Origin of the sequence: Arcobacter sp. CECT 8983 (assembly GCF_004118855.1) — a bacterium.
Taxonomy (GTDB): domain Bacteria; phylum Campylobacterota; class Campylobacteria; order Campylobacterales; family Arcobacteraceae; genus Halarcobacter.
Genome location: NZ_PDKF01000004.1, coordinates 352069 through 368394, shown reverse-complemented (window position 1 = coordinate 368394; position 16326 = coordinate 352069). Strand labels below are relative to the sequence as shown.

Annotated in this window: 22 protein-coding genes; 5 read left to right on the top strand and 17 right to left on the bottom strand. The window is 28.2% G+C overall.

The genetic code is table 11. From position 1 onward, the window contains the following. Positions 1–143: 143 nt before the first annotated feature. On the bottom strand, positions 144–917 hold the full coding sequence (locus CRV01_RS04700; protein ID WP_129007081.1) for an AraC family transcriptional regulator: 774 nt from the start codon (positions 915–917) through the stop codon (positions 144–146). A gap of 35 nt (positions 918–952) precedes the next feature. Next, positions 953–1873, bottom strand: coding sequence for a manganese-dependent inorganic pyrophosphatase (locus tag CRV01_RS04695; RefSeq protein ID WP_129007080.1), 921 nt, complete (start codon positions 1871–1873; stop codon positions 953–955). A 109-nt stretch (positions 1874–1982) separates the two neighbouring features. On the opposite strand from CRV01_RS04695, the gene CRV01_RS04690 reads away from it, so the two are divergent. Continuing rightward, a complete protein-coding gene (locus CRV01_RS04690) occupies positions 1983–2489 on the top strand; it encodes a ferritin (RefSeq protein ID WP_129007079.1) in 507 nt (168 codons plus the stop codon). 26 nt (positions 2490–2515) lie between these two features. Here the strand turns inward: CRV01_RS04690 and CRV01_RS04685 are convergent, their stop codons facing one another. The 6 genes from CRV01_RS04685 to CRV01_RS04660 all read right to left on the bottom strand — a co-directional run bounded on the left by CRV01_RS04685 (position 2516) and on the right by CRV01_RS04660 (position 8036). Then, positions 2516–2707 carry a sodium-dependent tyrosine transporter gene (locus CRV01_RS04685; protein ID WP_129007078.1) on the bottom strand — a complete coding sequence of 64 codons (192 nt, stop codon included), beginning with the start codon at positions 2705–2707 and terminating at the stop codon, positions 2516–2518. Between the two features lie 43 nt (positions 2708–2750). Further along, a complete protein-coding gene (locus tag CRV01_RS04680; RefSeq protein ID WP_129007077.1) occupies positions 2751–3242 on the bottom strand; it encodes an asparaginase domain-containing protein in 492 nt (163 codons plus the stop codon). A gap of 11 nt (positions 3243–3253) precedes the next feature. Further along, entirely contained in the window at positions 3254–4660 is a 1407-nt protein-coding gene (gene aspA, locus CRV01_RS04675; RefSeq protein WP_129007076.1) for an aspartate ammonia-lyase, read from the bottom strand. A 74-nt stretch (positions 4661–4734) separates the two neighbouring features. Beyond that, positions 4735–5418, bottom strand: a complete 684-nt coding sequence (locus CRV01_RS04670; RefSeq protein ID WP_129007075.1) for a response regulator transcription factor — start codon at positions 5416–5418, stop codon at positions 4735–4737. A 3-nt stretch (positions 5419–5421) separates the two neighbouring features. Next, positions 5422–6546, bottom strand: a complete 1125-nt coding sequence (locus CRV01_RS04665) for a sensor histidine kinase (protein ID WP_129007074.1) — start codon at positions 6544–6546, stop codon at positions 5422–5424. 47 nt (positions 6547–6593) lie between these two features. Beyond that, the gene (locus CRV01_RS04660; RefSeq protein WP_129007073.1) at positions 6594–8036 is read right to left on the bottom strand and encodes a sodium:alanine symporter family protein; all 1443 of its coding nucleotides are present in this window, start codon (positions 8034–8036) and stop codon (positions 6594–6596) included. Between the two features lie 148 nt (positions 8037–8184). On the opposite strand from CRV01_RS04660, the gene CRV01_RS13835 reads away from it, so the two are divergent. Then, on the top strand, positions 8185–8313 hold the full coding sequence (locus tag CRV01_RS13835; protein WP_258238314.1) for a hypothetical protein: 129 nt from the start codon (positions 8185–8187) through the stop codon (positions 8311–8313). A 16-nt stretch (positions 8314–8329) separates the two neighbouring features. Here the strand turns inward: CRV01_RS13835 and CRV01_RS04655 are convergent, their stop codons facing one another. Continuing rightward, positions 8330–8536, bottom strand: coding sequence for a 2-hydroxymuconate tautomerase family protein (locus CRV01_RS04655; protein WP_129007072.1), 207 nt, complete (start codon positions 8534–8536; stop codon positions 8330–8332). Between the two features lie 42 nt (positions 8537–8578). Further along, on the bottom strand, positions 8579–9769 hold the full coding sequence (locus CRV01_RS04650; RefSeq protein WP_129007071.1) for a YbfB/YjiJ family MFS transporter: 1191 nt from the start codon (positions 9767–9769) through the stop codon (positions 8579–8581). A gap of 97 nt (positions 9770–9866) precedes the next feature. Here CRV01_RS04650 and CRV01_RS04645 point away from each other — a divergent pair, with 97 nt between their 5' ends. Continuing rightward, the gene (locus CRV01_RS04645) at positions 9867–10694 is read left to right on the top strand and encodes a LysR family transcriptional regulator (protein WP_129007070.1); all 828 of its coding nucleotides are present in this window, start codon (positions 9867–9869) and stop codon (positions 10692–10694) included. Here the strand turns inward: CRV01_RS04645 and CRV01_RS04640 are convergent. The 7 genes from CRV01_RS04640 to CRV01_RS04610 form a co-directional block, all read right to left on the bottom strand. Next, positions 10691–11863 carry an MFS transporter gene (locus CRV01_RS04640; protein ID WP_129007069.1) on the bottom strand — a complete coding sequence of 391 codons (1173 nt, stop codon included), beginning with the start codon at positions 11861–11863 and terminating at the stop codon, positions 10691–10693. The two genes, CRV01_RS04645 and CRV01_RS04640, sit on opposite strands and share 4 nt — an antisense overlap. Beyond that, on the bottom strand, positions 11864–12577 hold the full coding sequence (locus CRV01_RS04635; RefSeq protein ID WP_129007068.1) for an LrgB family protein: 714 nt from the start codon (positions 12575–12577) through the stop codon (positions 11864–11866). Further along, positions 12574–12924 (bottom strand): CidA/LrgA family protein, encoded by a 351-nt coding sequence (locus CRV01_RS04630; RefSeq protein WP_129007067.1) that lies wholly within the window; start codon positions 12922–12924, stop codon positions 12574–12576. The genes CRV01_RS04635 and CRV01_RS04630 overlap by 4 nt, the downstream gene beginning before the upstream one ends. 9 nt (positions 12925–12933) lie before the next feature. Continuing rightward, entirely contained in the window at positions 12934–13650 is a 717-nt protein-coding gene (locus tag CRV01_RS04625) for a sulfite exporter TauE/SafE family protein (protein ID WP_129007066.1), read from the bottom strand. Positions 13651–13711: 61 nt separating this feature from the next. Further along, a complete protein-coding gene (locus CRV01_RS04620) occupies positions 13712–14362 on the bottom strand; it encodes an amino acid ABC transporter permease (RefSeq protein WP_129007065.1) in 651 nt (216 codons plus the stop codon). Then, positions 14363–15088, bottom strand: a complete 726-nt coding sequence (locus CRV01_RS04615; protein ID WP_258238313.1) for an ABC transporter substrate-binding protein — start codon at positions 15086–15088, stop codon at positions 14363–14365. Next, positions 15085–15639 carry a CD3072 family TudS-related putative desulfidase gene (locus CRV01_RS04610; protein WP_129007063.1) on the bottom strand — a complete coding sequence of 185 codons (555 nt, stop codon included), beginning with the start codon at positions 15637–15639 and terminating at the stop codon, positions 15085–15087. The genes CRV01_RS04615 and CRV01_RS04610 overlap by 4 nt, the downstream gene beginning before the upstream one ends. Positions 15640–15836: 197 nt before the next feature. Between CRV01_RS04610 and CRV01_RS04605 the strand changes: the two genes are divergently transcribed. Together CRV01_RS04605 and CRV01_RS04600 are read left to right on the top strand one after the other, a co-directional pair. Continuing rightward, a complete protein-coding gene (locus tag CRV01_RS04605; protein ID WP_258238312.1) occupies positions 15837–16094 on the top strand; it encodes a hypothetical protein in 258 nt (85 codons plus the stop codon). Further along, complete coding sequence (locus tag CRV01_RS04600; protein WP_129007062.1) at positions 16084–16326, top strand: hypothetical protein; 243 nt, start codon at positions 16084–16086, stop codon at positions 16324–16326. The genes CRV01_RS04605 and CRV01_RS04600 overlap by 11 nt, the downstream gene beginning before the upstream one ends.

The following is a 16326-nucleotide window of genomic DNA, read 5'->3' as shown; positions in this document are numbered from 1 at the left end:
AAAGATTATTTAGTGAGTAAGAGGGTAAAGAGTAGATTATTTGTTTGAATATGATTATATTTTTTTATACTATTCATACTTTCTCCTTTTATTTGACTAAGTATATAAAATAAAAGAATTTAAATCTTGTACAAAATTAACATTTATGAAATTAAGTTTTTTTGGAATTGTTTTGGTGTTATTTGAAATACTCTTTTAAAACTTCTATTTAAATGGCTTTGATCAAAAAAACCACTTTGTAAAGCCACTTGTATAATGGGTAAATTTGAGTTTAAAAGTTCTTTTGCTTTGTGAACTTTTTTATTGATTATGTATGAGTGAATGGCTAAACCAAACTGCTTTTTAAAGACTCTTATTAGATGTACAACAGTTATATCAAACTCTTTTGAGATATCTTCTAAAACAATATCTTCCAAAAAATTTTCATCAAGATAGTTTTTTATTTTTGCAGCTAAAGAGTTTTTCTCTACTTCTTTTATATCTTCTTGAAAAGAAAAAGTGCTTAAACAAAACTCTACAAATATCTCTTCTTTTTCCAATAAAGAGATATCTTCAGCCAATAATACTTCGCACAAATTTATAAAACTGTTTTTATCATCTTGTAAAAAAGTATAATCTAAAGATATACCTAAATTCAAGCTTTGTAAGTAGGTTTTATCTATATATAAAACATATCCATCTTTTACAATTTCACTATTTAGTATCGCATTATGGATTGTATTTGAATTGATTATTGCTATTTCATTGGGATTTAATATTTTAAAAGAGTCATTAAAACTTATATGTAAAGAACCCTCTTTTATGGCTGTAATTGTAAGCTCTTCATGTAAATGCATTTTTTGACATTGAGTTATATCTTTTATATATCTTAGTTCCAAAAAATTTAGTTTTGAAGATTTAAAAATTTTTGTTTTCATTGTAGATAAGAAGAACTAAAAAGTTCTTCTTTATTTTATGCAAATGCTGGTTCTAAGAAAGGAATAATTTGTTTTTTTCTTGAAAGACAACCGTCTAACCAAACTTTTCCATCTTCTAGTTTTACATCAAATGCTTTTTCAAATACTGCTGGGTCAGAAGATGAAACAAGTACTTCTGAACCTTCTTTCATAATATCAGTTAAAAGTAAACATGCAGTATGTAAGTTGTTTTCGATTCTTAATGCATCTAAATCTGCTTGTAATAATGATTTAACAGAATCAAAAATTGCTAAATCAACAACTTCTAATTGACCAATACCAACGGCACTACCATGCATATCAAATGGTTTGTAATCTCTTAAAATCAGTTCTCTAACAGGTACACCTTCAACTGCTGATTTTACTTTAAACATTTCCATACCTAAAGCACCAAAATCTTCAACACCAGCGATAGAAGCAAGTTCTCTTACAACTTCAATATCAATAGGAGTACAAGTTGGTGATTTAAATATAACAGTATCAGAAAGAATTGCACAAAGCATTATTCCAGCAATATTTGCAGGAATTTCAACTTTATGATAATCATACATCTCTTTTACAATTGTATTTGTACAACCAACAGGTCTAATCCAACATTCAAGTGGAGTTGAAGTAGTTAAATCACCTAATTTATGATGGTCAACAATTCCAACAATAGTAGCCTCATCAATATCAGCAGGAGCTTGCCCTCTATCAGAATAATCAGTGATAAAAATCTCTTCACCAGCAAATTCAGTTTTAAGCTCAGGTGCTTCAAACCCAAATCTATCTAAAATAAATTGAGTCTCAGGAGAAACAGGACCTTGTCTTGCAGGTGTTGCTTCTCTTCCAATTTTATTTAATAAATAAGCTAACGAAATCGCTGAACAAATAGAATCTGAATCAGGAGTCGTATGTCCACATGTATAAATTGCCATAAAAATATCCTATTTTAATTTTTGCTGATTTTAGCTAAAGTTTAGTTATGTTAGTTTTAAACAAACTATTATTATTACTTGTTATAATCAGTATATAAAAGGAGTAAATATGATTAGTAAAGAACTACAAAAAGCTTTAATTGAGCAACTTAACAAGGAATATCATTCTGCTTACATTTATTTAGGAATGAGTGCATACTCTGCTAAAGAAGGTTTTAATGGTGCCTCAAATTGGTTTTTAATTCAATACCAAGAAGAAATTGCCCATGGAATGAAACTATTTAAATATCTTGAAGATCAAGATGTTGAAATAAAACTACCTTCTATTGATGAAGTAAAAGTTGAATATAAATCTTTACTTGATGTATTTAAAAAATCTCTTGCTCATGAACAAATGATGAGTAAAAATTTAAATATCTTAAGTGATTTAGCTATGAAAGATAAAGACCATGCTACTTATAACTTACTACAATGGTATGTTACAGAACAAGTTGAGGAAGAAGCGACAGTAAAAGAAATCATCGATCATATTAAATTAGTTGGTGACAATGGATATGGTTTATATACTATAGATAAAGAGTTAGGGGCAAGAGTATTTAAAGACCCAACAAATTAAGATAAGAGAAAATCTCTTATCTTATATTATATTACCTTTTTAAGAAGTTCTTTTAACCACTTATCAGCAGCTTTCACATCTTCAAATTTCTGTGATTTTGCTACTTGATCTTTACCTTCATAAAATCTAACTCTAATACCATCTTCAACATGATCTATTTTTGTTCTTGTAATTCTATCTAAGTTAATATATACTCTATCATTTAACTTTATAAACATTTATTCTCCTTTATTTTGTAATAAGATTATACCAAAATAGGGTTTATTTTATAAGGAACTGTCCAAGTTCTCTATTTTTAACAAGTTTAGAACAATCAACAACAACTCCATGCATTGCAATATATGTTCCATTTTCTACATCTGCACTTAAAAAACCAAGGGCTTGAGAAAAGTTCATAGTTGCTTCAACTGTATCAATACTCATTGGAACCATAGCTCCTGTAAATACTATTTTTTTATTTATTTTTCTTTGTTTTATTAATTCAGAGGTTAAATGAACAGTATCAGTTCCATGAACAATAATCACTTTATCATTTTCACTTGATTTAATTGCTTCACAAATCTTCTCTCTATCTGAATCTATCATATCAAGACTATCTTTTGAAACTATATTCTTAATCTCAAACTCTACATTATGACAAGAAGCTATTATTTTATCTAAGGCAATATTATCCGCAGGGACTTCAAGTTGTCCCTTTATTGGATTGTATCTTTTATTAAATGTTCCACCTGTATTTATTACAGTTATTTTCATCTATCTTTCCTTTAAATGTCGTCGTAATTATTTACCATATTCTTTGGATGTAAAAGTCTATCTAGCTCTTCTTTAGTAAATAGTTCTTGCTCTAAGATGATATCATACACTCTTCTATTTGTTGCAAGTGCTTCTTTTGCTAAAGCTGAACTTTTTTCATAACCTAAAATAGGATTTAGGCAAGTTACAAGAGTAACTGAGTTTAGAATATTATTCATACAAATCTCTTCATTTGCAGTAATACCTTTTACACATTTTTCAGCTAAAGTATAAAAAGATCTTCTCATCATATTAATAGAAGTAAATAGTTTATATGCAACTAAAGGTTCAAATACATTTAATTGTAATTGTCCACCTTCGCAAGCTAAAGCAATAGTTGTATCTGCTCCAATTACTTCATAAGCAACTTGATTTACAACTTCTGGAATTACAGGATTTACTTTTCCTGGCATGATTGAACTTCCTGGTTGCATTTTAGGTAAGTTTATTTCATTAAGACCTGCTCTTGGACCTGAACTTAAAAGTCTTAAGTCATTACATATTTTAGAAATTTTAATTGCAACTCTTTTTAAAATACCAGAAATATGAACAAAGTCACCAGTATCTTGTGTTGCTTCAATTAAGTTACTAGCACTTTCATAATCAATACCTGTTACATCTCTAAGATTATTGATTACTTTTTTTCTATATGCTTTTTTTGTATTAATTCCTGTACCAATTGCTGTTGCACCAAGATTTACTTCTTTTAATAAAGTTTGGCAATCTCTTAATCTAAAAATATCATCATCAATCATTACAGCATAAGTTTTAAACTCTTGACCTAAAGTCATTGGAACTGCATCTTGAAGTTGAGTTCTACCCATTTTAAGTACATCTTTAAACTCTACTGCTTTTTCATTGAAGCAATCTCTTAAGTATCTAAGTGAATCTTTTAACTTATAAATTAATTCATATAAAGTGATTTTTATAGCAGTTGGGTAAACATCATTTGTAGATTGAGACATATTTAAATGATTATTTGGATGAACAATATCATAAGCACTTCTTGGTTTTTTTAATATCTCTAAAGCTCTATTTGCAATAACCTCATTTGCATTCATATTTGTAGAAGTTCCTGCTCCACCTTGAATAGGATCTACAATAAATTGATCATGGAATTTACCATCAATTATTTCATTGCAAGCTTGAATTATTGCATCACGTTGCATATCATTTAAATCACCTAACTCATAGTTTGTTAAAGCGCAAGCTTTTTTAACTTTAGCAAGAGATTTAATAAAAGTTGGAAATAGTGATAAACTTGTGTGTGTGATATCAAAGTTTTCACTAGCTCTTAAAGTTTGAATACCGTAGTATGCATCCTTAGGAATTTTCTTTTCACCTAAAAAATCTGTTTCAATTCTGAAATTCTCTTCCATTATTTTTTACCTTTTTTTATTTTAAAACACAATCATATAAAATCAAAGTAAGAAAAAAGTGTGCTTTTTAAAAATTAATCAATTTTTGCCAAAGTATAACCCTCTTGGGGAATATTTTTGATTACATTGACTGGTAACTTATGTCTTAAATCTTTGATAAAAGATTTAAGTGCATGACTAGTCATTTCTCTTTCAGCCCACAATTCATCTTCTATTTCAATATAACTTAATATTGAACCTTTTTTTTCATATAATAGATGTAAAAAATCTTTTTCCCTTTTTCTTAAAATTATAACATCACTATTATAAGTAACTTCTCTTTTTTGTAAATCTAAATACATATTTTCGCAAAGTTCTATAGGAGAAGCAGATTTGTTTAAATATTTCATTAAAGCTTCATTTAATTTCTTTAAATTTAATGGTTTTAAAATAAAATGATTTATATTTAAATTAATCAGATCTACTAAATACTCTTCATTTGAGTATGCAGTTAGCATAAATATAGTAGTTGTAGAATCCTCTTTTCTAATTCTTTTCACAAAATCTATTCCATTACAATTTTTCATTTGTATATCAGAAAGTATAATTTTAGGCTTATAATCTTGATATATTTCATAAGCTTCCTCGCCATCTTTTGCCTCATATACCTCATCAAAATAATACTTTAATGTTTCTACTATAATCTGTCTAATTCCATCTTCATCTTCAACACATAAAATTGGAACACTTTTTAACTCTTCTAATAACTTTTTTTCCATTTCTTATCCTACTAATATTATCTTAAATACAGCACCATCTTCATCATTTGCTACACTTAATTCTCCACCCATGTTTTTTTCGATAATAAGTTTTGAAATATATAATCCTAAGCCTGTTCCTTTTGAGGAATCCTTAGTACTAAAATATGGGTCAAAGATTAAATCTATATGTTCAGAGGATATTCCACCTGCATTATCTTTTAATTTAACTATACTTAACACGCCCTTCGTATCAATAGTTATTGTAATTTCTGGTTGTTTTATTCCTTTTTCTACTAAAATATCTCTTGCATTCATTAAAAGATTTAAGATTACTTGTGAATATTCAGTTGGATAACCATTTATTTGCTTATCTTCTTTAACATCCACAACTAAATTTATTTTACTATCATCTAAAGAAGCATTTATTAAACTTATTGCTTTTTGACAAGAATCATATACTGAAAATTTTTCTTTTTTCTTATCTGGCTTAAAGAAGTTTCTAAAATCATCAATTGTATTTGACATAAATTCAATCATTTTATCACTTCGTTCAATAGAACTTAATATATGATTATCAGTAACTTTTTTAAATCTTGTTGCTGTTTCAAGTTCCATTAATACCCCTGACAACTCTGTTAATGGTTGTCTCCATTGATGGGCAATCATGCTTATCATAGAACCCATTCTTGCTTGTTTTGATTGTTCTAAAATAGCTTTATCTTTTCGTTTTCCTTCTGCTATTCCTATAGCTACTTTACTTGCTAATTCTCTGTTTAATCTTTGTAATTTTCTTTCTTTATTCTCTACTTCTTGTTTATATTTTATTACAACATCACCAATAATTGAAATCATTAAAAAAGAGAATAATGCCATAAAGATAAGAATCGATATAGTTAAAAATATCATAAAATCAGTAAAGTTATTTTGATACTTTTTATGTTCATTTCTTTTTTGTAATATTTGTTTTTCTATAGTTTCTTTGTTAGTTTCAGTTTTAGAGTATAGTTTTTTATACTCTTGTAAGTTTATTTCAAAAGCTTCATTAGTCACTTTCAAGTGATATGAAGTAGTAAAAAATGAAATAAATAGAATACTTAAAAAAGGAATAATAACAGTAAAAAAAGGAATCCCTTCTTTATTAAACATCTTAACTCCATAAAGTATAAAGAAGTAAGGAAACCTTACCTCTTTAATTATGCTTTGCGTTTTTTATCATTAATATTATCAACAATTTCTTTCCATGTTTCTTTATCAATTTTAAACTCATGATAATCATTATATCTTAAAACAGGTTTTTTACCCTCTTTTAATTGTCTTTCATAACCTTTGATTAGTCTAAGAACTGGTTTATATAAAATTGCAATAACAACTAAGTTGATTACTGCAAGTAATCCCATAGATAAATCAGCAAATGAGAAAATTGAACTTAAATCTTGGAATGAACCCCAAACAATAAGTGCTACACATAAAACTCTAAAAGCATTAAATAATAATCTATTTCCCTTTGAGAAGAAATTTAAACTATTTTCTGCAAGATAGTAGTTATATAACATAGATGAAAGTCCAAATAAGAATAATGCAACAGTTACAAAATATCCACCAAATGGTCCAACATGTTCAATAAGTGCATTTTGAGTAAGAAGAACACCTTGAACACCTTCTTGTCCTGGAGTATAAACACCAGATAAAAGAATAATAAATGCAGTACAAGAACATAAAATAATAGTATCAATAAATACTGAGAATGATTGAACAATACCTTGTTGAACTGGGTGAGCTACATATGCTACAGCTGCAACATTAGGAGCAGATCCAAGTCCAGCTTCATTTGAGAACATACCTCTTTTAGCACCTTGTAAAATTACAGCACCAATACCACCACCTATAGCAGAACTTGGATTGAATGCTTGTTCTATAATCATTGTAATAAGTGTAGGAATTTTTTCTAAATTAAGTGCAATAACAACAATCGCAATTAGTAAATATCCCATTGCCATAACTGGAACAATAACCTCTGAAAACTTAGTAATTCTTTTAACTCCACCAAAAATAGCTACAGCAAAAACTAAAGTAACAATAGCACCTGTAATCCAAGTTGGAATATCAAATGATGCTTCAAAAGAAGTTGAGATAATAAAAGATTGAGTTGCATTAAATGCAAATCCAAAAGTAATCATTAGTAAAATTGAGATAATAACACCAAGCCATTTTTGACCTAAAGCTTTAGTTACGTAGTAAGCAGGTCCACCTCTATATACACAAGAGTCTTCCCCATCTTTTTCTTTATATAATTGAGCTAATGAACACTCAAAAAAACTTGTACTCATACCAATAAGACCAATAATCCACATCCAGAATACGGCACCTGGTCCACCAAGAGTAATTGCAACAGCAACACCAGCAATATTACCACCACCAACACGTCCAGCAACACTTAACATAAGTGCTTGAAAAGAACTAATATGCCCTTCTTTATCATGAACTGTATCTCTTAGTACATTAAACATCTTAAAGAAATATCTAAATTGTACAAACCTTGAAGTCACTGTAAAAAATATACCTAAAGCAGGAAGTAAATAGATTAAAATATTACCCCAAATTAGGTTGTTTAAAAAGTCGTTTATTTCACCTAACATTTTTTCTCCTTTTAAATGTGAGAAAATTCTAACATTGCTAGGAGGGGTAAAAGTGTAATTTATTTTGCAAAATTAACTTATAAGCTATATCTTTTTCTAATATTTAATTTTCTAAAATAGTTAAGATATAAGTAAAAAAGGATAGGTTATGGAGATTATGAACACTACTTATAATGAAAAAAATTTTATTGATGAATTTAACTCTTTTTTAGATGAATTCTTAAAAAAAACTATACATTTTATATATAAAAACCATAAATACCTAGGATATTTTTAGAAATCCTAGGTAAAAATTAACTCTTTTTTCTTATGTTTGTGATTGTTTTTCCACCTATAGCATAATTATCAGTGGATACTTCATCAATAGTTACAACACAAGTTTTTTCACCCCTACCAAAAACATCTACAAAAGCTTGAGTTAGTTTTTGAGATAATTGTTCTTTTTGTTCTTTTGTTGCTCCACCATCTTCATGCGTCATTTTTACGTTTATTATTGGCATATTTTGTCTCCTTTAAAATGTCAGATTTTTAAATTGCTTTTATTATATTTTACTTTGTTCTTGCGTTGCAAAGTTCTTTGCAATAAATAAAAATATAACTCCTGCTAAAACAATTGCTGCTGTTACATATAATGCAATAGAATAATTTCCATAGATCTCAATTAATTTTACACTATATAAAGGAGCGCCAACTTGTCCTATTCCATACGCTGTTGTTAAAGCTCCCATTAAAACCACTGGATTACCGCCAGCTAATTTGCCACCTAAATTCATAAATAAAGCAACTAAACCTACAAATGTTCCTCCATATAAAACTCCAGAAAAAAGGTTAAGATAAACATTCGTTGTAAGTGCTGAAATTAATATCCCAACTACTTGAAAAAGCATTGCTATTATAATAATATTTATACTTCCAAATCTATGTGCTAAAGTCATCCAAATAATACAAGAAGGAATACCAGCAAGTCCAACTAAAGTCCAAGTAAAACTTCCATAACCATCTAAACCTTCAAGTGAATTAATAATATCAGGTAAAAATGTTCCTTGAACAACAAAACCTACACCTTCTGTAAAATATGCAATAATAAGTAAAATTACAAAAGGTGAAAATAAAGACCTATCAAATTTGTGCTTTACTACATTTTGTTTTAGCTCTTTATCAAAAGATAAAATATACATAGAATACATAGAAGCTACAAAACCAAAGATAGTTAATATTATCCAAGCATCTTTCCAACTTCCTTCATAAGCAAATACAATTCTAACAATCATATCTGTTACAAAAATTGAGAATCCTATTCCACTAAAGTGAATACCCATAGCTTTTGTTTTATTATCCATTTTTAACTTTGTCATAACAATAGCTGAACCAACAACAAGTGCCATAGCTGCACCAAACCCAGCAATTATTCTTGAAATAGTCCAAAGAATTTCATTTGAACTAATACCTAAAACTAAAGTTGTAACAATGCACAAAAACATTCCAAATCTAAAATATTTTACTTTTGTATTGATATCTTTAATAAAAACGGCAAAGATAGAACCCCCTAAATATCCAGCAAAATTCAAAGAGGCTAATACACCCGCAAAAGTAATTGTTAGAAAATCATCCAGCATAGGTGGAAGTAAAGAGGTAAAAACAAATCTTGCAACTCCAACTCCTACAATCAAAGCAAGTATTCCAGCTAAGATAATTGCTGGATTACTATTTCTATCCAGTAAATTAATATTCATAAGTTTCTTTTCCCTTTTAAAAACTTTTGTGTATAATATCACTAAAAATGATGATGTGTCAAATATCGAATCGTGATTAATGATATAAGGAAAAGTGATGGACTCAAATTTATTAAAGGTATTTGTAGCAGTTGCCCAAGAACAAAGTATTACTTTAGGTGCAAAAAAACTTGGCTTTGCACAATCAAATGTTACATCAAGAATAAAACAACTTGAAAAGTCAGTAGGATATTCTTTATTTCATAGAATACCAAAAGGTGTAGTATTAACTTATGAAGGGGAAAAACTTTATAAACATGCAGTAGAGATTGTAAAAAAAGTTGAAAATGCTATATTAGATATGGAAAATATACAATATCAAAAGAAGTTAGTTGTTGGTTCAACAGATTGTAATGCAGCAGTTAGAATCTCTTCTTTTTTAATGAAACTTCATAAAGACTATCCAAAGATTCACCTTGAGCTTTTAACTGGAACAACAAGGGATGTAATACAAATGATTCTAAACTACAAAGTTGATATCGCTTTTATAAGTGGAGAACCAAATCATGATGAACTTATGGTTTTACAAAAGCTTGAAGAAGAAATAGCTATCTTAGAGCCACAAGATGAAGCTTGTCCAAATGTTATTTTATCTTTTAAAGAAGGTTGTGCTTATGATGAGTTTTTAAAAAACTACTATATTAAAAAAGGTGAAAACATAGAAAAGTCACTTGCCTTTGGTAGTTTAGAAACAATCTTAGCTTGTGTAAAATCAGGTATGGGTAAAACATTACTTCCTACAAATTTAGTTGATAAACTAGGCTTTACTGAAGATTTAAAAATCACAAAACTCGATAAAAAAACAGCTTATATTCCTACTTGTCTAATTTGTAGAAAAGACAATGTTCCTAAAATAGCAGAATATTTGAAAAACCTAGAGTATTAAGCTCTAGGTTTTAATGTAGTCTCAAAACCTTGTTCTGGATGTCTTGGTATTAAAAAAGATAAAGAAAAAGATAAGAAAGCAACACTTGCACCAATAATAAATACTAAAGAAGTAGAATAAAGCCAAACTAATCCTAAAAGAGCAGGTAAAAATACTGCTGCTATATGATTTATTGTAAATGACACTGCACTTGCACTTGCAATATCCTTTGGGTTGGCAATTTTTTGAAAATATGTTTTAAGGGCAATTGCCATTGAAAATAGAATATGGTCAATAACAAAAAGAAAATATGCCACATAAAGATTTTCAACAAAAGCATAAGAAACAAATACAAGCATAAGTCCAATATATTCAAACCTTAGAGTATTTCTCTCTCCAAATTTAACAATAAATCTTCCTATTTTTGGTGCAAAATACATATTTAAAACAGAATTTATAAATAAAAGTGCAACCATATTATGAACATCTACACCAAATTTTTCTACAAGTAAAAACCCTGCAAACACCATAAAGATTTGTCTTCTAGCTCCAGCAAAGAAAGTTAATACATAAAAAAGCCAATACTCTTTTTTAAGTTTGATTTTCTTTTCTTGAACTACATCATCTTTGAAATGATCAAATGCTATCCAAGCAATAATTCCTACTATTAAAGTTACTCCACCAAAAAAAGCATAAACATATTTGTACTCTACAGAATAAAACTTCATCATTATATAAATAAGCACAAAAACTACAAGAGAAGTAAAAGATTTAGCAGCAGTTATTTTTCCTAAAATAATAGGAGCCTTTTCTTTACTTAACCATTGTAAGGCTAGAGATTGATTTAAAGTTTCAAGATAGTGAAAACCTATAGACATAATAACTGTTGTAATATATAATCCAAGAGCTGTTGGATAAAACCCAGTTAATAAAACTCCAACACCTAACATCATCATAGAGATATAGGCAAGTCTTTGTTGGGCTACAAAAATTATAACTAATACAACAGTAAAAGCTAAAAATCCAGGAATTTCTCTTAAACTTTGTAAAATTCCTATTTGGCTTCCATCAAAAGATGCTACCTCAATAACAAAGTTATTAAGTAGACTCATCCATGCAGAAAAAGAGAAAACCATAGATATAGACATAATGTATAGCAAAGCTACACGTGATTTAAATATCTTTTCCATCTATTTGAAAAATTGTACAACTAAAGGAAGAAAAACAGCAGTTAATATTCCTGTTAGTCCCATTGCAAGTGCTGAAAAAGCAGCTGCCTTTTCAGAGATTTCAATTGCTCTTGCTGTACCAATACCATGAGAAACTACTCCAAGAGCAAAACCTTTTGAAGTATCATGTTTAATTTTTAAAATTTTAAAAATAGCAGTTCCTAAAAGTGCTCCAATAATTCCTGCAATAATTACAAAGCCAACTGCTAAAGAAGGTATTGCACCAATTTGTTTTGATGTAATAATAGCAATTGGAGCAGTAATTGATTTTGTAGTCATGGATAACATTGTTGGAAGTTGTGCATCTAAAGCCCATAATAAAGCAATTGCAATAACAATAGTAAATGTTCCTGCTACAACAAGAGTAATAAATATTGGAAAAAATAGCGACTTTATATGTTTTAAGTTTTTATATAAAGGAAGTGCTAAAGCAACCGTTGCAGGTCCTAAAAAGAAGTGAATAATTTGAACCCCTTTAAAATACTCTTCATAAGAAGCACCTGTTATAATAATTGCTAACATAATAATCATATATGCAATTATAATTGGTTGTAAAAGTGTATGTTTATCAAATTTTTCATAAACAATAATTCCAATTTTGAATGCCCCTAAAGTCAATAACAACCAAACAAGAGGAGTATTAGAAACATATTGTATTAATGCATCTATATTCATTTTTTATTCTCCTGTCTGATTGTTAAATAATCCATTAACTTAGCACAAAAACCTAAAGCAACAATTGTTCCTACAAAAAGTGAAACTGTAATAGCCCAAAACTCTTTTGAGATAATATCAACTTGTGTAATAATTCCCATCGCAGCAGGGATAAATAGCATTGGTAAATATCTTAAATGAATTGCAACTGCATTATCAAGACTTGGAAAACTTGACTTTTTAATAATTAAAAAAACAAGTAATAAAATCATACCAATAACTGGACCTGGTACTAATAAATCAAAAAGTTTAGCAATACATTCACCTATAAATTGAAAAAATAATAGTGTAATAATTCCTTTTAACATATGTCCTCTTTACATAAATACAAATATAATAAGCTTTATAGCCATAAATGATAAAATGATTTTTAATGCTAGCATAAATTTTTTGCCATCAATCTTATCTCTTAGTTTTGTTCCAGCATAACTTCCTGCAATTGCTCCTATAATCATAGCAACTAAAATTCCTAAATAATCAAAAAATATAAAACCGAAAATCATAAAAGCAAAAACTTTTAATAAGTGAGTAATACTCATCAAAGCAGCAGCAGTTGCCACAACTGTATGTTTATCATTATAATCTTTAACTAAAAGTGTGGTTGCAAGTGGTCCAGTGGCGCCAACAACAATAGAAAAACCACTTTGTATAAAACCTATTAAATAATAGCTTTCAAATTTTTTGATTTTGTCATTAAACTTTTGACTCCATAAAGATAGTAAAATATAAAATCCTATAAAAAGAGGAATGTATGTTAATGAAACAAAATATAAAATAATAGCAAAAAAAGATACACCTACAAGTGAACCAAGTAAAAATTTAGGTATTACTTCTAATTTTACATCTTTATAACCAAATACTGCACGACTTAAATTACTACTTAATTGTGTTAAACCATGAACAGGAACTAAAGCATTTATAGGCAAAAAAGAAGGAAGAATAGCAATTAAAATCATTCCACCACCAAGACCAACAACTCCTGCAATAGTTGATGTAAAAAAGGTAAGAATCCCTAATAAAATTTCTTGTGACATCTTTTATATCTTTATAAAAAAATTAAGTTTTTAAAATACCCAAAAAAGACTTAGAACCTTTCTAATTGTAATTTAACTTTTTCTCTATTTTCCTTGAAATTAGAGAAATTGAGTATGTCATTACAAAATAAAAAACTCCAAGAGTAAGATAAATCTCAAAAGGTTCGTATGTTCTTACATATATTAGTTGCCCTGCTCTTGTTAATTCAGTTATTGAAAGAACAGAAACTAAAGAACTATCTTTTAGTATAGCAGCATAAGTATTTGTCAATGCAGGTAAACTTAGTTTTAGAGCTTGTGGATAAATAATGTAGATTAAGATTTGGATTTTATTCATTCCTAAAGATATTGCAGCTTCTGCTTGACCTTTATCAATACCTTGAATTCCCCCTCTTACAATCTCCGACATATATGCCCCAAAGTTTAAAGACAAGCCTATTATGGCTGCTTCATGACTTGACATTGCAATGCCAACTTGAGGCAAACCATAATAGATGAAAAATAATTGTATTAAAAGAGGAGTTCCTCTAAAAATCTCTATATAAGAAGAAAGTATTAAATTCAATAACCAATGCAGTTTATAACTTCTAAGTGTTCCAACAACTGCTCCAATAAATAAAGCAATTAAAAATGAAACAAAAGATAAATATATAGTAAGCCATGAGGCTTCTAATAAAAATCCTAGATTATCAAAAACTGCACTAAAATCCATCTATTTTACCGCTAGCCACTTTTTAACTAAACTATCATAAACACCATTTTCTTTTAGTGTATCAAGAGCTTTGTTAATATCTTTTGTTAATTTGTCTTGCCCTTTTTTCATTACTACAACTAATTCAGCAGGCGCAAGTTTCCCAACTATTTTGTACTCTTCTTTAAAGTTTTTTTGATTAACTGCATATGCATAACCAACTACAACTGCATCAATTCTTTCATGTTTTAAATCTAAAAAAGCTTCTGGATTATAGTTATATCTTGCTACTTTTTCTAAACCTTCTAATTTATCAACAACTTTTTCACTTCCACTTCCAAGTTGTACACCAACTGTTTTATCTTTTAAATCTTCTTTAGAAGAAATTTCTTGATTGTCTTTTTTTACAACAATAACATCATTTAAAAGATAATAAGTATCTGAAAGATTTACATTATTTGCTCCAGCTTCTTGTTTACTCATAGCACTAAGAATAATGTCATAATGACTATTTTTAAGTCCACCAAGTAAAGCTTGCCATTCGGCATCTTTTATAACTACTTTTTTATTTAAGATTTTTCCGATTTCATTTGCTAATTCTACATCAAATCCAACAATATCTCCTGATTTTGTATCCCTTGATTCAAAAGGAGGATAAGCAGCACAAAGTCCTACAGTCAAGGTATTATCTTTTGCAAAAGATAGTACTGATAAACATACCATAAGTCCTAAAACAATTTTTTTCAATTTAATTCCTTTAATATTTTTTCTACTGAAGTTTTTGGATTGGCTTCGTCGATAGCTAAAAAATTTAAATGAATATTGTTTTCATCTAATAACTTTTTAAATACCTCTATAAACACACCTTCTTCATTTACAAATCGTAAAGAAGATATTATCTCTTCAAGTGAAAAAGATTTATCAAACTCTTTACCCCAGTTATTTGCTCTACAAGAAAGATTTACTCCACAACTAGGACTTTTATCTATTCCTATACAGGCTATTATTTCATACTCATTGTTTTGATAGTCAATTATTTGTTCAATAATTGGTTCTAATAAATTTTTGCAATGCTTTTTAAAATATGGTGTTTCTAACTGCTCTTTTACCTGTCCCCATCTTTTTACTCCACAATGAAGAGTTTCTGGACAAGGAAGTTGAATAAAACCAAAGCCTTTTTGGATCAAAGGAACCATAAGTTCTTCTAAAGAACCCTTATAGTTTGCGATACCATTAACTTTTGAATTTACATTAAGAATACAGTGAGATAAAAGAATGATTTTTTTATTTCGGTGCATATAAAAAACCTTGATTACTTCAGTTTTTTAAACAAAGCACGAGACATAATTGAGTATATTGTCGTTCCAAACCTTGGAATTTGCTTAATTTAATTGGTAAAATTTTATTTACTTTTTTCTTAAGAACATATGAATAAAACAATTCCAAAGTATAAATAGATAAAATAGCTATTAAAAAATAAGAAGAGGTAAAATAATTGGAACTAGATATTTATCAAATTATTGGATTTGTAGGAATGCTATTTGTTGTATTTGCATATTTTTTACTACAAACTAATAAATATACTATAACTTCTATACCTTATCAAGTTTTAAACCTAGTTGGTGCAATATTATTGTTCATATCATTATGCGTACACTTTAACTTAGGTTCACTTGTTATTGAAATATTTTGGATATTAATTACACTTTATGGTATGGCAAAAAATCTAAAAAGGAAAAAAATTGAAATTTAGTATTTTTATAATACTTCTTTGTACTTCTTTATTTGCAAACAATTATTACAATAAAGAAAAAGGCAAAATAGATATGCATGGTGGAAAAGGTGATAAACTACTTGAAAACTCACCACACTTTTCAAATCAAAAAGACCTAAACTCTTTAAAAGATTTATCAATAAAACAACCTAAAAAAATTGAAAATTTAGAAGATTTAAAAATAAAAGAAATAGATAAAAAAAAGGATTAA